Annotated in this window: 18 protein-coding genes; 13 read left to right on the top strand and 5 right to left on the bottom strand. The window is 69.4% G+C overall.

The features are described from left to right. The first annotated feature begins 163 nt into the window (after positions 1-163). From AC07O4_RS00160 to AC07O4_RS00145, 4 genes are all read left to right on the top strand, one after another. Entirely contained in the window at positions 164-544 is a 381-nt protein-coding gene (locus AC07O4_RS00160; RefSeq protein WP_062476998.1) for a response regulator transcription factor, read from the top strand. Between the two features lie 122 nt (positions 545-666). Then, the gene (locus AC07O4_RS00155) at positions 667-1,593 is read left to right on the top strand and encodes an SDR family NAD(P)-dependent oxidoreductase (RefSeq protein WP_159270918.1); all 927 of its coding nucleotides are present in this window, start codon (positions 667-669) and stop codon (positions 1,591-1,593) included. Positions 1,594-1,697: 104 nt separating this feature from the next. Next, positions 1,698-2,114, top strand: a complete 417-nt coding sequence (locus AC07O4_RS00150) for a nuclear transport factor 2 family protein (protein ID WP_159270919.1) — start codon at positions 1,698-1,700, stop codon at positions 2,112-2,114. Further along, on the top strand, positions 2,104-2,565 hold the full coding sequence (locus AC07O4_RS00145; protein ID WP_369646327.1) for a MerR family transcriptional regulator: 462 nt from the start codon (positions 2,104-2,106) through the stop codon (positions 2,563-2,565). Before AC07O4_RS00150 ends, AC07O4_RS00145 begins: the two co-directional genes overlap by 11 nt. Positions 2,566-2,568: 3 nt before the next feature. Here the strand turns inward: AC07O4_RS00145 and AC07O4_RS00140 are convergent, their stop codons facing one another. The 3 genes from AC07O4_RS00140 to bamE all read right to left on the bottom strand — a co-directional run bounded on the left by AC07O4_RS00140 (position 2,569) and on the right by bamE (position 4,228). Continuing rightward, the gene (locus tag AC07O4_RS00140; RefSeq protein WP_062476985.1) at positions 2,569-2,931 is read right to left on the bottom strand and encodes an HPF/RaiA family ribosome-associated protein; all 363 of its coding nucleotides are present in this window, start codon (positions 2,929-2,931) and stop codon (positions 2,569-2,571) included. Between the two features lie 105 nt (positions 2,932-3,036). After that, a complete protein-coding gene (locus AC07O4_RS00135) occupies positions 3,037-3,465 on the bottom strand; it encodes a CBS domain-containing protein (protein WP_070062567.1) in 429 nt (142 codons plus the stop codon). A gap of 160 nt (positions 3,466-3,625) precedes the next feature. Then, a complete protein-coding gene (bamE, locus tag AC07O4_RS00130; protein WP_495303395.1) occupies positions 3,626-4,228 on the bottom strand; it encodes an outer membrane protein assembly factor BamE domain-containing protein in 603 nt (200 codons plus the stop codon). Positions 4,229-4,444: 216 nt separating this feature from the next. On the opposite strand from bamE, the gene ylqF reads away from it, so the two are divergent. The 7 genes from ylqF to AC07O4_RS00095 all read left to right on the top strand — a co-directional run bounded on the left by ylqF (position 4,445) and on the right by AC07O4_RS00095 (position 12,137). Further along, positions 4,445-5,422: a ribosome biogenesis GTPase YlqF gene (ylqF, locus tag AC07O4_RS00125; RefSeq protein ID WP_495303394.1), complete on the top strand. Its 978-nt coding sequence runs from the start codon at positions 4,445-4,447 to the stop codon at positions 5,420-5,422. Between the two features lie 54 nt (positions 5,423-5,476). Continuing rightward, positions 5,477-5,941, top strand: a complete 465-nt coding sequence (locus AC07O4_RS00120) for a Fur family transcriptional regulator (RefSeq protein WP_495303393.1) — start codon at positions 5,477-5,479, stop codon at positions 5,939-5,941. Between the two features lie 104 nt (positions 5,942-6,045). Beyond that, positions 6,046-6,195: a type B 50S ribosomal protein L36 gene (gene ykgO / locus AC07O4_RS00115; protein ID WP_013542562.1), complete on the top strand. Its 150-nt coding sequence runs from the start codon at positions 6,046-6,048 to the stop codon at positions 6,193-6,195. A 120-nt stretch (positions 6,196-6,315) separates the two neighbouring features. Further along, the gene (locus AC07O4_RS00110) at positions 6,316-7,020 is read left to right on the top strand and encodes an ABC transporter ATP-binding protein (protein WP_062476970.1); all 705 of its coding nucleotides are present in this window, start codon (positions 6,316-6,318) and stop codon (positions 7,018-7,020) included. A gap of 4 nt (positions 7,021-7,024) precedes the next feature. Then, the gene (locus tag AC07O4_RS00105; RefSeq protein ID WP_495303392.1) at positions 7,025-8,425 is read left to right on the top strand and encodes an ABC transporter permease subunit; all 1,401 of its coding nucleotides are present in this window, start codon (positions 7,025-7,027) and stop codon (positions 8,423-8,425) included. A gap of 15 nt (positions 8,426-8,440) precedes the next feature. Beyond that, positions 8,441-9,916 carry an ABC transporter permease subunit gene (locus AC07O4_RS00100; RefSeq protein WP_495303391.1) on the top strand — a complete coding sequence of 492 codons (1,476 nt, stop codon included), beginning with the start codon at positions 8,441-8,443 and terminating at the stop codon, positions 9,914-9,916. 31 nt (positions 9,917-9,947) lie between these two features. Next, entirely contained in the window at positions 9,948-12,137 is a 2,190-nt protein-coding gene (locus tag AC07O4_RS00095) for a TonB-dependent receptor (RefSeq protein ID WP_495303390.1), read from the top strand. 152 nt (positions 12,138-12,289) lie between these two features. Here the strand turns inward: AC07O4_RS00095 and AC07O4_RS00090 are convergent, their stop codons facing one another. Then, positions 12,290-13,918, bottom strand: coding sequence for a DUF4139 domain-containing protein (locus AC07O4_RS00090; protein ID WP_495303389.1), 1,629 nt, complete (start codon positions 13,916-13,918; stop codon positions 12,290-12,292). A 232-nt stretch (positions 13,919-14,150) separates the two neighbouring features. On the opposite strand from AC07O4_RS00090, the gene AC07O4_RS00085 reads away from it, so the two are divergent. Then, entirely contained in the window at positions 14,151-14,597 is a 447-nt protein-coding gene (locus AC07O4_RS00085) for a PaaI family thioesterase (RefSeq protein ID WP_062476955.1), read from the top strand. On the opposite strand, the gene AC07O4_RS00080 is transcribed toward AC07O4_RS00085, so the two are convergent. Beyond that, on the bottom strand, positions 14,515-15,777 hold the full coding sequence (locus AC07O4_RS00080) for an acyltransferase family protein (RefSeq protein WP_495303388.1): 1,263 nt from the start codon (positions 15,775-15,777) through the stop codon (positions 14,515-14,517). The genes AC07O4_RS00085 and AC07O4_RS00080 overlap by 83 nt on opposite strands. Positions 15,778-15,923: 146 nt before the next feature. On the opposite strand from AC07O4_RS00080, the gene AC07O4_RS00075 reads away from it, so the two are divergent. Beyond that, entirely contained in the window at positions 15,924-16,868 is a 945-nt protein-coding gene (locus tag AC07O4_RS00075; RefSeq protein WP_495303387.1) for a LytTR family DNA-binding domain-containing protein, read from the top strand. Positions 16,869-16,978: the final 110 nt, after the last annotated feature.

The following is a 16,978-nucleotide window of genomic DNA, read 5'->3' as shown; positions in this document are numbered from 1 at the left end:
CACACCTTCTGAAGCGTCACCCCGGCGGCGCCGGCCGGCGCATGCCGACAGCGCCGCTGGCCGATGGCCTACAGCCATTGACCTGTCCGGCTCACCGTGGCGCGGCGGCCAGCCCCGAAGATGGCGTCATGCGCTGCCCAGTTCCGGACCCGAGACTCCCACCATGACGCTCCATGCCTACCTGGTCGAGGACAGTCCGGTGATCCGCGAGAACCTGGTCGACTTTCTCGAGGACGTGATCGATGCGCACGTGATCGCCTCGGCCAGCACCGCCGACGAAGCGCTCGACTGGTTGCGCGATCACAAGAGCGATTGGGACCTGGCCATCGTCGACCTGTTCCTGCAGCGCGGCAACGGCCTGGCCGTGCTGAACGCCTGCCGCCAGCGCTCGCCGCACCAGAAGGTGGTGGTGCTCAGCAACTACGCCACCGCCGACATGCGCCTGCGCTCGCAGCAACTGGGCGCCGATGCCTTTTTCGACAAATCGGCCGAACTCGATCAGTTGGTGGCGTACTGCGCCACGGTCCAGCCGTCGCATGGGTGACTCCCGCCGGGGGCGCCCGGCGGCAAGCAGGGCGGGGAACTGAGGTAAAACGTTGGGTTGTTGTCAATTGGCAACCCTCACCAACACCGACCCACACAGTTCAGACAGCGAGCAGAGACCTCATGAGCAACAGCACCTCCATCGACTTCCAGGGCCGCGTGGCCATCGTGACCGGCGCGGGCGGCGGCCTGGGCCGCCAGCATGCGCTGGCCTTGGCGGCGCGCGGCGCCAAGGTGGTGGTCAACGACCTGGGCGGCGCGCGCGACGGCTCGGGCGGCTCGGTCAGCGCCGCGCAGGCGGTGGTCGACGAGATCAAGGCGGCCGGCGGCGAAGCCATTGCCAACGGCGCCTCGGTGACCGACTTCGAGGCCGTGCAGGCCATGGTCAAGCAGGCGGTCGACGCCTGGGGCCGCGTCGACATCCTGGTGAACAACGCCGGCATCCTGCGCGACAAGAGCTTCGCCAAGATGGAACTGGACGACTTCAAGCTGGTGGTCGACGTGCACCTGATGGGCGCCGTGAACTGCACCAAGGCCGTCTGGGCGCTCATGAACGAGCAGAAGTACGGCCGCATCGTGATGACCACCTCGTCGTCGGGCCTGTACGGCAACTTCGGCCAGAGCAACTACGGCGCCGCCAAGCTGGCGCTCGTGGGCCTCATGCAGACGCTGAGCATCGAAGGCGCCAAGAACGACATCCGCGTGAACTGCCTGGCGCCCACCGCCGCCACGCGCATGACGGAAGACCTGTTCCCCAAGGACATGCTCGAGGCCTTCCGCCCGGAGGCCGTGGTGCCCGCGATGCTGGTGCTGGCCGCGCAGGACGCGCCCAACCGCACCATCCTCTGCGCCGGCGCCGGCACCTTCGAGGCCGCCCACATCACGCTCACGCAGGGCGCCTGGCTGGGCATTGCCGCCGACACGCCCGAGCAGCTGGCCGCGCGCCTGTCGGAAGTGACCGCGCGCGAGGGCGAGGCCGTGCCGCAGAGCGGCGCCGCCCAGGGCGCGAATGAAGTCGCCAAGGGCCAGGCGAACGCCGGCCGAAGCTGAGCCTTCGTCACGCGGTGCATGGCGCTTGACTTCGAGCGCACTCGAGCATTTCCAATGAATTCACCGGATGTCCGGTGTCTTCATTCATCCAAGGAAATCACGCCATGCACACGATCGACAACAAGGCCCTGGTCCAGCGCATCCACGCGGAGCTGGACAGGGGCAACGGCCAGGCCTTCATCGACAGCCTGGCCGACGACGCCAGCTGGACGCTGGAAGGCAGCACGCCCTGGTCGCGCACGTACCAGGGCAAGCAGGCGATCCGCGAAGAGCTGATCAAGCCGCTGTTCGGGCAGTTCGCCGGGCCCTATGTGAGCAAGACCGAATGCATCATTGCGGAAGGCGACCGCGTGGTGGTGTTGTTCAGCGGCGACGTGCCCACCAAGGCCGGCAAGCGCTACAACAACCGCTATTGCTACGTCTACCGACTCGAAGGAGGCCAGGTGAAAACATTGACCGAGTACTTCGACACCGCGCTGGTCGAGCGGGCGCTCGACGCGCCGACCGCCCATGCCGGCTGACGCCAGCACTGCCACGCCGTCGTTCCACATCGGCGAACTGGCCGCGCGCACGGGCCGCACGGTGCACGCCATCCGCTGGTACGAATCGCAGGGCCTCGTGCCCGGCGTGGCGCGCGATGCGGGTGGGCGGCGCGTGTACGGCGAACTGCACGTGGGCTGGCTCGACCTGATGGACCGGCTGCGCCGCACCGGCATGTCGATCGCCGAGATGCGCGACTACACGGCGCTCGCGTTGCAGGGCAAGGCCACGCTGCGCCAGCGGCGTGACCTGCTCGAGGCGCACCGCGCGCGCGTGCACCAGACGATCGCCGACTGGCAGCAGGCGCTGTCGCTGGTCGATCGCAAGATCGATTTCTACGACGCCTGGATGGCCGACGGGCGGCGCCCGCCGCTCATACCGGTGGAAACGCCGCAGCGCCTGCCCGCGCCGAAGCGCAAGCCCGCGCGCTGAGCGCTATTCGGCGACGAAGCCCTCGCCGTCGCGGCGGATCGAATCGCGCGCGCGGTGGTTGTTGAGGCGGCCCAGCGTGTTGTCGAGCAGGCGCTTGAGCTTGTCGGCCGCGCCGCGGAAGGCCTCGTCGAGGCTGGTGGCGTGCTGTGTCACCGCGAGCGGCTGGTGGTGCGCCAGGCGCGCTTCCATCACGCAGCACTTGTCGCCGCCGCCGGCCTTGTCGTGGTTCTCGTCGCTCAGGTGCACCTCGACGCGCGTCACGTCTTCGACGAAACGGCTCAGGTGCTGCTTGATCTCGGTGTCTGCCCAGCGCTCCAGCGTGTCCTTGTTGGTGATGCCATTGCTCGTGTTGACCTGGATCTGCATTGCGTATGTCCCTGCTGGATGGTGAACGAGCCTTCACTGTGCACCCGAAAGAGTGCCCCTGTGCGTAGGTGTGTTGCCCCTTTTTGCCGGGGCATGGCCGCGTGCTCAGCTCTGGATGTAACTGGTCAGCTGCGTGATGGTCTGCTCGTGCTCGGAAATGATGTCGTCCATCAGGTCTTGAATGGAGATCATGCCCACCACCTTGTCGCCGTCGACCACGGGCAGGTGGCGGAACTTGCGCTGGCTCATGAGCGCCATGCAGGCGCGGGTGCGGGTCTGCGGGGTGACGGTCATCACGTCGGGCGTCATGATCTCGGCGACCTTCATCTCCTTGGAGTTCTTGCCCTGCAGCGCCACCTTGCGGGTGTAGTCGCGCTCGGACAAAAAGCCCACGAGCTTCTCGCCGTCCATCACCATGAGCGCGCCCACTTCGAAATGCGCCAGCGTGGCCAGCGCGTCGAACACGCTGGTGTCGGGCGAGGTGCGCCAGGCGGCGGAATCGTGGCGCTTGAGCAGTTCGGAGACGGGTTTCATCGCAGGCACTCCATTCAGGGGTTTCGATCCGGCCGACGCACGTGGCGGCGCCGTGCTTCGGACAAATCATAGGGGCGGAATCGCCCTTCGCGATGCAAAACCCTCCCGGGTGTTGCGCGTGTCATGCCGCGCACACGAACCCGGGGATGATCAAGGGTGCTCAGGGCGCGGCGGCCAGCACGCGGCTCAGCGCCACGGCATTGCCCGCGACGTCCTTCACGAGGCCCTGCGCGTCGAAGTTCACCTGGAACTCCGACCAGCTGTCGCGCCAGTAGCGCCACACCGGCGTGTCCAGGCTCGGGTTTTCGCTGGCCACCGGGTAGCCCAGCGCCATCAGCACCTGTTCGCGCGTCATGCCCGGCATCACCTTGCCCGCGAGGATGGCGGCGCCCATCGCGGGTGGAAAGCTTGCGATCTTGCGCTTGGGGTCTTCGGTGACCACGTAGCGCTTGGCGAAGTCGATCAGCGAGATGTTGCGGCTGTAGTCGTTCTTGATGCGCTGGGGCTTGCCCGCGAGATCGAGGTTGAAGAAGCGGAAGTCGTAGGCCGTGATGCGCGCCGGCGTGCCCACCGGGACGATGCTCGTGCCCTGTTCGTCGTAGTTGATGTCGCTGATCGAGTCGCCATACGTGCGCATGTTGCAGCACAGGAAACCGTCGGTCAGCGGACCGGGCGGGGGCGACGGGCGCTGGGCGTGCACCGCAGTGGCGGACAGGATGGTGGTGGCCGCGAGCAGGGCGGCGGCGGCAAGGCGCTGGACCATGAAAAGGATCTCCCTCGGTGTGACTTTTTGAAACGGCTGCGGGCGCAGCGCGCGGATTCTAGGGGTGATCTTGCGGCCAACAAGCCAGTGAATACGCCAGTTGGTGCTATCAAAAGCGCAGCATCGAGGAATCGGTCCGTTTCCCGGTTCACAATGCGCACCCGGCCTGCGAGGCCGGCCCCCTTCCAGACAGCGCGAAAGAAAGAGCATCCATCGATGGCGATCCAGTGGTTCCCCGGTCACATGTATTCGACCCAGAAGGCCATCACCGAACGGGTGAAGGACATCGACGTAGTGATCGAACTGCTCGACGCGCGCCTGCCCGGCTCCAGCGCCAACCCGATGCTGGCCGAGCTCACGGCCGGGCGGCCCACGCTGAAGGTGCTCAACAAGCAGGACCTGGCCGACCCCGCGCGCACCGAGGCCTGGCTGGCGCACTACAACGCGCTGCCCGACACCCGCGCCATCGCGCTCGATGCCAGCCTGACCATGCCCGCGCAGCGCATCGTGCGCGCCTGCCACGAGCTGTCGCCCAACCGCGGCGGCATGGCCAAGCCGATGCGCGTGCTGATCTGCGGCATCCCCAATGTGGGCAAGTCGACCCTCATCAACACGCTCACCGGCGGGCGCAAGGCCAAGACCGGCGACGAGGCCGGCATCACCAAGCTGGAGCAGCGCATCACGCTGGCCGACGACTTCTACCTGTGGGACACGCCCGGCATGCTGTGGCCGCGCATCATCGTGCCCAAGAGCGGCTACAACCTCGCGGCCAGCGGCGCGGTGGGGCGCAACGCTTTCGATGAAGAAGAAGTGGCGCTGGAGCTGCTCGACTACCTCAAGGCGAACTACGCCGAGGGCATCGTCGCGCGCTTCAAGCTCGTCGAGCTCGACGCCGCCACCCTGGGCGGCATGAAGGACGAAGACGTCCTCGACACCATCGGCCGCAAGCGCGGGGCGCTGCTGGGCAAGGGCAAGGTCAACCTGCAGAAGGCAGCCGAGATCGTGATGCACGAGTTCCGCGCCGGCAACCTGGGGCGCATCACGCTCGAGACGCCCGAGGAGTTCGCGCAGTGGCTGGCCGCCGGCCAGCGCGCCGACGCCGAGCGCGCCGCGAAGAAGGCGGCGCGCGGCAAGAAGGGCAAGGCCAAGCCCGAGGCGCCCGACGCAGACAGCGGCCCGACGGCCGACGCGTGAAGGTCTTGCGCGCGCCGCGCTGAAGGCCGCGCGGGCCGCCCCTATCATCGAGAGATGCAACGTCTCACGCGCCAGCGCAACGCCGTTTTCTCCGCCTTCAGCGACGCCGGCCGCGTGCTGACCGCCCCCGAAATCCTCGAACACGCACGGGCCATCGTGCCCGAGATCAGCCTGTCGACGGTGTACCGCCAGGTCTCGCTGCTGCTGGCCGACGGCGAGATCGCCAAGGTCGAGCTGCCGGGCGAACCGGCGCGCTACGAAGTGGCCTGCAAGGCCGACCCGCACGACCACCATTCGCACGGCGCAGGCGAGGGTGGGGATGCAGGGCACCACCACCATCACTACTTCCATTGTTCGCACTGCGGCCAGGTGTTCCTGCTGCACGCATGCCCGGGGCCGATGCACGACCTGGCCCCCAAGGGCTTCCAGGTGACGCACCACGAGGTCACGCTGCATGGCCTGTGCGCCGCCTGTGTCGGGGCCGGCGCGAAAGCGCCGAAGGCGCATCCGCCGCACTGACGACGGCGAAGCCCCGGATGCAGGGGAAAGGTCAACAAAGTTATTGAGAATGAATTCGCAATAACGTATATTCGCGTGTCCGAACGAACTCCCCGGCCACGCACATGCAAGTCCTGTCCTCGCTCAAGGAAGCCAAGAAGCGTCACCGCGATTGCCAGGTGGTGACGCGGCGCGGCCGCACCTACGTCATCTGCAAGTCCAACCCGCGTTTCAAGGCGCGGCAAGGCGGCGCAAAGAACAAGAACAAGCGCTGACGCGCGGCGGCACCGCTGCCGCCTTCATTCCCCCTCGATGACCGCATCGGCGTGCCCACGCCGGGGCGTGCCTGCGCGCGTCTTTCCTTTCCTTCTTCCTTCCATCGGAATCCCTCCGCCATGCTCCGAGCCTCCGGCCTCACCAAACGCTACGGCGCGCACACCGCGCTCGACCGCCTCGACCTCGACATCCGCGGCGGCGACATCTACTGCCTGCTGGGTGCCAACGGCGCGGGCAAGACGACGACCATCAACCTGTTCCTGAACTTCATCGCGCCGACCGACGGCACGGTGCAGATCAACGGCACCGACGTCACGCGCCACCCGGTCGCGACCAAGCAGGACGTGGCGTACATCCCCGAGCAGGTCACGCTGTACGGCACGCTCTCGGGCCTGGAAAACCTGCGCTTCTTCGCCGGCCTGGCGCTGGGCCACGAGCTGCCGCGCGAACGCCTGCTCGCGCTGATGACCGAGGTGGGGCTCGACCACGCGGCCGCCGACAAGCGCGTCAGCATGTATTCGAAGGGCATGCGCCAGAAGGTGTGGATCGCGGTGGCGCTGGCCAAAGAGGCCAAGGCGCTGCTGCTCGACGAGCCCACCTCGGGGCTCGACCCGCATGCCGCCGCCGAGTTCTCCGACCTGCTGCGGCGCGCGGCCGACCGCGGCGTGGCCGTGCTCACCACCACGCACGACCTGTTCCACGCGCAGCAGACCGCCACGCGCGTCGGAATCATGAAGCGCGGCCGGCTGGTCGAAAGCCTCGATGGCGCGCAGATCGGCCAGACCGACCTGCAGTCCCTCTACCTGCAACACATGAGGGCCTGACCCGATGACGATGCGCTGGATCGCCCGACGCGAATTCACCGAACGCCTGCGCGACGGCCGCCTGTACTGGGCCGGCGGGCTCGTGGCCGTGCTGCTCTTCACCGCGCTGGCCGTCGGCTGGGCGCACCAGCGCGGCGCGCATGCCGAGCAGGTGGCCGCGCAGGCCATGGACTACCGCGACTGGCTGCACCAGGACAAGCGCCACCCGCACGACGCCGCGCACCAGGGCATGCACGCCTTCAAGCCCGAGCCGCCGCTGTCGATGGTCGATGCGGGCATCAACCCCTACATCGGCAGCACCGTGTGGCTGCAGGCGCACCGCCAGAGCGAGGTCAAGTTCAATGCCGCGCAGGACGCGACCGGCCTGCAGCGTTTCGGCAACCTCTCGGTCGGCTGGATCTTGCAGGTGCTCGGCCCGCTGCTGGTGATCGTGCTGGGCTTCAACGCCTTCGCGGGCGAGCGCGAGCAGGGCATCCTGCGCCAGACGCTGAGCCTGGGCGTGGCGCCGCTGCGCCTGCTGGCCGGCAAGGCGCTCGCGCTGTCGGCGCTGCTCGCGGTGCTGCTGGTGCCGGCGGCACTGGTCGCGGCTGTGGCCGTGGCGGTGGGCGCGGAGCCGGGCGGGCGCGTCGATGCGCTGCTGCGGCTGGGCGCGTGGTCGCTGGGCTACGCGGTCTACCTCGGCATCTTCGTGTGCCTCGTGCTGGGTGTGTCGGCGCTGTCGTCGACCTCGCGCATGGCGATCACCGTGCTGCTCGCGCTGTGGATCGGGCAGGCCGTGATGGCGCCGCGCGTGCTGTCCGAGCTTTCGCGCACCTGGTATCCGAGCCCGACGCGGCTCGAATTCAACAAAGCGCTGGGCGCGGAACTCAAGGCCGTGTCGAACCAGGTCTGGCAGCAGAACTTCGGCACCACCGAGCGCTGGGGGCGCGACGTGCCGCTGAGCAAGTGGGGCATTGCGCTGCGCCTGGACGACCAGGCCTCGTACCCCGTGTACGACCGCCACTACGGCCGCCTGTGGGACACCTGGGAACAGCAGCAGAAAGTGCAGGAGTGGGGCGGCCTGCTGCTGCCGCTGCTCGCGGTGCGCAGCTTCTCGATGGGCATGGCGGGCACCGACTTCTCGCACCACCGCCGCTTCACCACGGCGGCCGAGCTGCACCGCCGCCACATCCAGGACCTGATGAGCAAGGACCTCGTGGCGCATGCCGATCCGCTCGGCGACCGCCACTTCTCCTACCAGGCCACGCCTGAGCTCTGGGCCACCGTGCCGCCCTTCGACTACCACCCGCCGGGGGCCGGGTGGGCGCTGCGGCACCAGGCGCGCAGCTTCCTCGTGCTGTGCGCCGGCCTGCTGCTCGCGGCGGCGTTCGCGGCCTTCGCCACCTTGCGCCAGCGCGCGCTCTGAGAGGGGATGCCAACCATGTCCATCCATCCTCCCCAAGGCCGCCGCCTGCTGGCCGTGATGCGCCAGGAAGTTCGTTTGATGCTCGCCGAGCGCGGCCTCTGGGTCGTCGGCGCGCTGTTCCTCTTGCTCGTGGCCTATGCGCTGGGCAACGGCCTGCTGCAGACCGCCCAGCGCGACCGCGCGCAGGCCGCGGTGGCACAGGCCGACCGCGACACCCGCACCGCGCAGCGCACCTTGCTCGAAGCCATCCTGACCGGCACCGCGCAGCCCACGCCCTTCGAGAATCCGGCTGATCCTTCGCGCATGGCCAGCGGCTACGGCGGCCAGCACGTGCTGCTGCCGACCGCGCCGCTGGGCCCGGTCGCGCTGGGGCAGAGCGACCTGTTCCCGAGCCAGTACCAGGTCACGAACCAGAGCCGCGTGGTGTTCATGAACCCCAGCGACATCGAGAACCCCTGGCACCTGCTGAGCGGGCATTTCGACCTGGCCTTCGTCATCGTCTACCTGCTGCCGCTGCTCATCTTCGCGCTCAGCTACAACCTGCTGTCGGCCGAGCGCGAGAACGGCACCCTGCGCCTGCTGCTGTCGCAACCGCTGCGCTTGCGCACGCTGCTCGCGGGCAAGCTCACGGTGCGCGCCGCAGTGTTGCTGGGCCCCGCCGTGCTGCTGCCGGTGGCCGTGCTGTGGATCGCGCGCCATGCGGGGCTCACGGCGGGCGGCGCGGGCAGCGCCACGCTGTGGTGGGCGCTGCTGGTGGGCGCCTATGCGCTGTTCTGGTTCGCGCTGGTGGTGGCGGTGAACGCCTTCGGCGCCTCGTCGGCGACGAACGCGATGGTGCTGGTCATCGCCTGGGTGCTGCTGGTGCTGGTGGCGCCGGTGCTGCTCAACCTGGCCGTCACGCAGGCTAGCCCCGCGCCCTCGCGCACCGAACTGGCCACGCGCCAGCGCGTGGTCACGGCCGAGGCGATGAAGCGCTACCAGGACCTGCTGGGCACCGAGTACCAGCACGTGGGGCAGGGCGCGATCCTCGTGCCGCGCGACGGCAAGATCGAGATCGCCGGCCGCTCGCTGGCCAACTACCGCATCCAGCGCGAGGTCGACGAAGCGATCCGACCCGCGCTCGCGCGCTTCGACGCGCAGCAGGCGGCACAGCAGGCGCTGGTGGGCCGCTTCGGCGCCGTGTCGCCGGCGGCCGTGGCCTACGAAGGCATGACTGCGCTGGCCGGCAACGGCGCGCGCCGCCATGCGCGCTTCGACGCGCAGACCGTGGCGCACCACGAGGCCTGGAAGGCCTTCTTCTTCCCGCGCATCGACGCGCGCGATGCGCTCGCCCCGGCCGACTTCGACCGCATGCCCACCTTCGCCTGGCACGAGGAGCCCGCCGACCTCGTGCGCGGGCAGGCCGCGCTGGCCGTGCTGCAACTGCTGGTGCCGAGCCTGCTGCTGTTCGGCCTCGCGGCCTGGCGGCTGCGGCGCTTCTCGGTGGCCTGACGCTTTCTTCATTTCTTCCACGCACCGCTCCATGACCCCGTTCACCCGCACCACCGTCGCGCTGGCCGCCTTCACCGCCTTGCAAGTCGCCTCTGCACAAGACAGCCGCAACAACGCCGAACTCGGCACCGTCACCATCGAAGGCAGCCGAGACGCGAACAGCCTGCACCTCGACGAGTCGAGCGGCTCGGCTTCGCGCCTGGGCCTGTCGGTGCGCGAGACGCCGGCCTCGGTCGAGATCCTGTCGCAGGACGCGATCCAGCAACGCGGCGCGCGCACCTTCAGCGAGGCGTTGCGCGGCATGGCGGGCCTCTCGGGCGGCGGCCCCCCGTCGTCGCCGACCACGCTGTCGCTGCGCGGCTTCACCAGCCTCATGTACCTGTACGACGGCGTGCGCAGCTCGGGCGCGGGCGTCACCAACCGCGTGCAGGACACCTGGAACTACGAGCGCATCGAAGTGCTCAAGGGCCCGGCCTCGGTGCTCGACGGCGAGGGCGCCATCGGCGGCATCGTCAACTTCGTGACCAAGCGGCCCGACCGCAGCAACCCGCACAAGGAGGCGCTGCTCTCGTACGGCAGCTACGGTTCCACGCGCGCGGCCTTCGGCTTCGGCGGCGCGCTGGGCGAGGCCAGCGCCTACCGGCTCGACTACAGCCGCAACGACACAAAGGTGGGCACCATCGACCGCAACGGCGAGCGCATCGACCACTTCACGAGCGGCCTCTTGGTGGACCTGGGCGGCTCGGTGAAGCTCGACCTGTCGTTCGACTACCTGCGCGACGACAACGACGCCTACTGGGGCACACCGCTCGTGCCGCGCAGCTTCGCCACGCAGCCGACGAACGTCGTCAGCACGCCCGACGGCCGCGTGATCGACCGACGCATGGCGCGCACCAACTACAACGTGCGCGACGACGAGAATTCGTCGGAAACCTACTGGCTGCGCGCGCGCCTCACGGGGCAACTGGACAGCGGCTGGTCGTGGCGCAACGAGTTCTCGGCCAACCAGTCCAAGCGCATGTTCCGCAACTCCGAAAGCGCCACCTTCGTGCCGCCCGCCAGCATCGCGCGGGACCAGACGCTCATCACGCACGACCAGGACTTCTGGCTCGACCGCTTCGACGCCACGCACAAGGGAAAGATCGCCGGCCTGGACAACCGCTTCGTCGTCGGCGGCGAATACAGCGAGACGCGCTTCGGCAGCCAGCGCCGCTTCTCGAACAGCAGCCCCGCCACCGCCGCGCAACTGCGCGTGCCCGTGTTCGACCCGTACACCGGCTACTTCGACGACAACCCCGCGCTGACCACCGGTGCGGGCAACCGCGCCGACACCTTCTCGCGCGTGAAAGTCGCCTCGGTCTTCGTGGAAGACGCGTTCAAGCCGATGCGCGACCTCACGCTGGTCGGCGGCCTGCGCCACGACCGCACCGAGGTCGACCGCCGCATCTGGGACCTCAACGCGGGCAGCGTCACGCGCTTCGGCGCGAGCTACCGCGCCACCTCGGGGCGCCTCGGCGCGGTGTACGACCTGTCGCCGCAGTCGAGCCTGTATGCGCAGTACACCAACGCGACGCTGCCGGTGGGTTCGCTCTTCCTGCTGTCGGCGTCGAACGCCGCGTTCCCGATGTCGCGCGGCAAGCAGGCCGAGGTGGGCTTCAAGCAGAGCCTGCCCGCAGCGAACCTGGAGTGGACCGCGGCGCTGTACAAGATCGAGCTCGACAACGTGCTTTCGCGCGACCCGAACAACGCCGCCACCACCGTGAACAACGGCCGGCAGTCGTCACGCGGCCTCGAGCTGTCGGCCGTGTGGAAGCCCACGCGCGAATGGACGCTGGCGGGCAACCTCGCGGCGCTCGATGCGCGCTTCGACACGCTGGTCGAAGCCGGCAACGTCTCGCGCGTGGGCAAGACCCCGCCGAACGTGCCCGAGCGCATGGCCAACGTCTTTGCCACCTACAGGCCCGACGGTTCCAAGTTCGAGTACTTCGCATCGCTGAACCACACGGGGCCGATGTACACCGACAACGCCAACCAGATCCGCATCAACGGCTTCACGACGGTCGATGCGGCCGTGAGCTACCGCCTGAAGAATGCGCTGCTGAGCTTTCGCGTGCGCAACCTGACGGACCGGCTCTATGCGACATGGACCGGCCGCGCCGCGAGCCAGGTGCTGCTGGCGCCGCGGCGGACCTTCGAGGTGTCGGCGAAGTTCGACTTCTGAGCCCTGTGCGCTGGGGAGAACCAGCAGCGTGCCCCGTGCGCAGGACACTGGGTGCTTCCCGCAGCGAAATCAAGGAGGAGGGCGAAGCCCGGGGGACATTCGCGGAGGGAAGTACCCGGTGGCCTGCGCACTCGCCCTGAACAAACCCAGCCTCAGCGCATCTGCAACCGCGCATCCTTCGGATACCCGATCGTGTAGTCCGCCGACACGCGCGCCGTCTGCCCCGCGTCCAGGTCGAAGCGCCACATCGCCAACCCCGGCTGCTTGTTCCACGCTTGATCAGCGGGCTGCGGCGCAAAGCGCGTGGTCACGCGCACCTGCTCGTCGACCGACACCGGCGCGGCCTCCAGCACCTGCACCGCGATGGGCGTGCGGTGGCGGTTCTCGACCACGTAGGCGCGCTGCACCTGGCGCTCGGCACGCGAACCCGCGAAGCCGCCCGAGCCCTGGTTGTCGCGCTCGGGCTCGACCTGCACGCGCACCAGCTCGTCGCGGCCGAACGAGAGCGTGAGCTTCGCGTCGCTCGGCGCGTTCCAGCGGCCCTGGCCGACGAAGTTGCCGTCGCGGTACAGCTGCATCGGGCCGGCCGGCCACACGCCCGTGGGCTGCGCCATCTCGGCGACCAGGAAGGCGCTCGGGTCCGCGCGCGGGCTGGTGCGTGCGGCGAGCTGCGCCGTGTCCTCGTGCTGGCCCAGCGCCAGGGTCACGCGCTGGCCGTTGGAGGGCACGTCGATGCTCTGCGGCACGGCGAACTCGGTGGCGAAGCTGTCGTCGAACACGCTCACGTCGAACAGCGGCTCGCGCACGCGCTCCATGGCCATCTTGCGGTCGGCGGCAATGGGCGAGGGGGCGGCGGCCATCGGCGCGGCCATGTAGGCCGCCTCGGCATTCGCGCGCGGCGGCGGTTCGATGCCGATGCGCCACGCGCTCGGCGTGCGCCCCGTGGTCTCGCGGCGCGGCTGGCCGGTGGACAGCACCAGCTTCACGCCGCGCCAATCCTCGCCCGTGGCCTGCGCCACCAGCGCCTGGCGCTCGATGCGCACCTTGCGCGTCGTGGTGTCGAGCAGCGCGCGGTAGCTGGGCGTCCAGCCGGGGCCGTTGACCTGGTAGCTGAGCTTCACGTCGGCGTCGGCACTGGCGGCCAGTGTGACGGTGACGGCCGTCACCTGCGCGCCCTGGCCCTGCGTGCGGCCGCGCTCGGCCAGCAGCGGCTTGAGCTGGCGGTCGAGGTCGGTCTGCTGGCGCTGGATCTGGTGCTGCTTGAGCAGCGCGTCCTGGCCCGAACGGCGCATGGCGTCGGTCATGGCCGCGAGGTTGCGCGCGTCCATCGGCGCCCGCGCGCCGGGGCCCGACTCGCCGCCCGACAGCCCCTTGAGATACCCCGTGACCATGCCCAGCGCATCGGTCTCGGCCTGCAACGCGGCCTTGCGGTCTTCGAGTTCGCGGATGCGGCCGTCGAGCGCGCTGGTGGCGCAGTTGGCGGAGAGCTCGCGCGCCTCGCTGAGCACCGAGGTCTCGCCCACGCGCACCGCCGCGCCGGCCGACACCTGCAGGCTCTGCACGTCGAGCCCGGCCGGCAGGCAGGCGAAGGTGACCGATCGGCTGCCCGCCGCGACGCGCGCCACGCGCTCCACCGTGGCGCTGCCGGGGTAGACCTTGACCTGGGTGATGCGCGAGGCATCGGCCTGCAGCTGCGCATGGGCGCCGGCGCCCGCGGCCAGCCAGAGGGCCGCGACGGCGGTGGCACGCAGGAGGGGACGGGCGGAGAACGGTGTGTACATGGAAAGCCTTCCGGAAGAAAGTCGGTGACGAATCTCCGCTTCTACGGACGGGGCGGGCGAACGGGGTTAAGGCGTCGCGAAGTTTTTTCATGACGCCGGTGTGACGCGGGCGCACTGCTGTCGCGCAGGCATCTGCCGGCGGCGAACCGGTCACCCAAGAGACGGTGCGCGGCGGTTCCACTTCCTAGAGTGGGTCTCGCCTTCCATCCACTCCCCTGAAAGGACACCCTCCATGCTCGACACGATCCAGGCCATCAACCGTTCGGCCGCCTTCAACCGCTGGGCCGGCTTCGACGTCACACAGGCCGCCGACGGGCAGGCCGAACTGCGCATGAAATGGCGCGAGGAAGACATGGGCCAGTACACCGGCTTCCTGCACGCGGGCATGATCGCCGCGCTGCTCGACACCGTGAGCGGCTTCGCGGCCGCCACCGTGGCGGGCCGCGTGCTGGCTTCGCACTTCTCCATCAACTGCATCTCGCCCGCCATCGGCGAGGCCTTCGTGGCGCGCGGGCGCGTGGTGAAGGCGGGGCGCAAGCAGGTGTTCGTCGGGGCCGAGCTGTTCGCGCAGCCTGAAGGCCAGGGCGAAGACAAGCTCAAGCTCGTGGCGACGGCGAACGCCATCCTGGTGCCGGTGGACGAGGCGTCGACGACGCCGAAGCCGAAGCAGGCGGCGTAAGCACCACGGCAGGCTCGGCCCCGGGCTTGCGCTTCAGCCCGAACAGCGGGCGCAGCCAGCCGATGCGGCGGATCAGCCCGTCGGTCAGCAGCCAGCAGCCGGCGATCGTCACGACGACCAGCGCCACGGGCTCCCACACCGGGCCCAGCGCCAGCGGCACCAGCAGCGCCACCCCGGCGACGATCAGTGTCTGGTGCAGCATGTACCAGGGGTAGACCGACTCGTTGGCCCAGCGCAGCCACGGCCAGGGGCGGTTCAGGTGGCGGTGGCCATGGCCCAGGATCGTGGCGACCGCGAGCCATAGGTAGGCCGTGCGCAGCACGTCCATCAACAGGCCCTTGGGCGCAACGACGGCCCCGACGCGCAGCGCGATGAACGCGCCGATCGCCGCCACCGCCAGCAGCAGCGACACGCGGCGCAGCCGTTCGAGCTCGCGCCAGATGCCGGTGTCCACGCCCATCCAGTAGCCGTAGAGGAAGACGGTGAAGTAGATGCTGTGCAGGTGGAAGTCCCACACCAGGTTGTGCGTGGCCGGAAAGTGCCGCGCCAGCAGCACCGTCCACGCCAGCAGCGGCAGCGCCGGCAGCAGGAGCAGCTGCCAGCCACGCAGCCCGTTGAAGCGCCGCCGCACCCACTGGCCGGCCGCCGAGCGCCACAGCGGCAGCGTCAGCGCGACCAGCGCCGTGTAGAGGAACAGGTAGGGCAGATACCAGAGGTGGTTCCAGGTGATGCCGAACTCCGCCCCCGCGAACGCGCCCTTGGGCCACGGCGCGCCCATCGACAAGTAGCGCAGCAGGAAGGTGCCGAAGCCCGGCGCCACCAGCCCGCGCGCCACGCCTTCGGCATAGGCCTGGTAGGGCACGACCACCGCCATGCCGAAGGCCAGCGGCAGCATCAGCCGCAGCCCCCGGCTGCGCAGCAGGCCCCAGGTGCCCTGGCCCCGGCTCAGGAAGCCGAGCGACACGCCCGAGATCAGGAACACCAGGTCCATGCGCCACAGGTTCAGCACCCGCATCGGCCACGGCAGCCACTCGGCCGCGTGCGGGCTCTTCAGGTGCCAGGGCCAGTCGGCCACGTAGTACATGCCCACGTGGTAGAGGATGACGAGCAGGAAGGCGAGGGCGCGCAGGGCGTCGATGTCGTGGCGGCGCTGCGGTGTGGGAACGGAATCGGAGGGCATGGCGGGCTCCTGGAACGAGGAAACGGCGGCCATCGTGGCCCCCGCGCCCGCCTCCGGGGCCATCGCCGGGACGGATCGGCCCGGATTTGTGACGAACGGTGGCCCTCAGGGACGAAATCCGGCCCCCGGTTCGCGAGAATCCCCGCATGAGCGAGCCGCGCAAGAACCTGTACGAGCGCTACGAACCGATCCGGCGGTACGTCGAAGTCGGCTTCTGGATCGTGCTGATGACGGTGCATGCCGCGATCAGCACCGTGGTCGCGCTCATCGACGCCCGCAGCCGCGCCGTGCCGCGCGCGCACTGGGAGGTCATTACCTGGGAGGTGTCGAGCCACATCGCGCTGCTGGCGCTGGTGCCGGTGCTGGTGGCCGTGGAGCGCCGGCTGTCGCCGCTGGCGCGCGACCACTGGGTGCGTTTTCTCGCCGGGCATCTGGTGGCCAGCGTGCTCCTGAGCCTGGCGCACGTCGCGGCGATGTTCGGGCTGCGCGCCGCGGTGTATGCGGCCGCCGGCGAGCCCTACGACTTCGCCGGCGCCATGGGGCGATGGGGCTACGAGTACCTGAAGGACGTGCGCGTCTACGCCACGATGGTCTTCGGCGTGTGGGCCTACCGGCTCTTCATGCTGCGGCTGCAGGGCGAGGCGCGCGTGCTCGATCCGCCAGAAGAGGGCGTGGCGCCGGTGCCCGAGGCGCTGGCGGAACCGGAGGGTTTCGAACCCTCCGTGCAGGACGTGCCCGCGCCGGCAGCACCGCCGCCGCCGGCCCGCCCCGAACGCTTTCTCGTGCGCAAGCTGCGCCGCGAATTCCTCATCGCCGCCACCGACATCGACTGGCTGCAGGCGGAGGGCAACTACGTCGGCCTGCACGTCAACGGCCACGACTACCTGCTGCGCGCCACGCTCACCGACTTCCTGACCCAGCTCGACCCCGCCACCTTCGTGCGCGTGCACCGCAGCCACGCGGTGAACCTGGGCCGCATCAAGGAGATCGAGCCGCTCGACGGCGGCGACGCCCGGCTGCACATGCACGACGGCACGAGCGTGCCCTGCAGCCGGCGGTATCGCGACGCGCTGCGCGGCGGCGCGGGCTGAGCGTTTCGGCGCGTTCCGATCCGGTGCGCGCCCTGCGAATTCGGCCCATTCCTGGGTCGTTTTGCACCATTCAAGAGCCTTCAGGCACCATTTTTGCTTTCTTGCGCCGG

This window comes from Variovorax sp. GW821-FHT09D04 (assembly GCF_059416405.1).
This window is presented reverse-complemented; position numbering and strand designations above follow the sequence as displayed.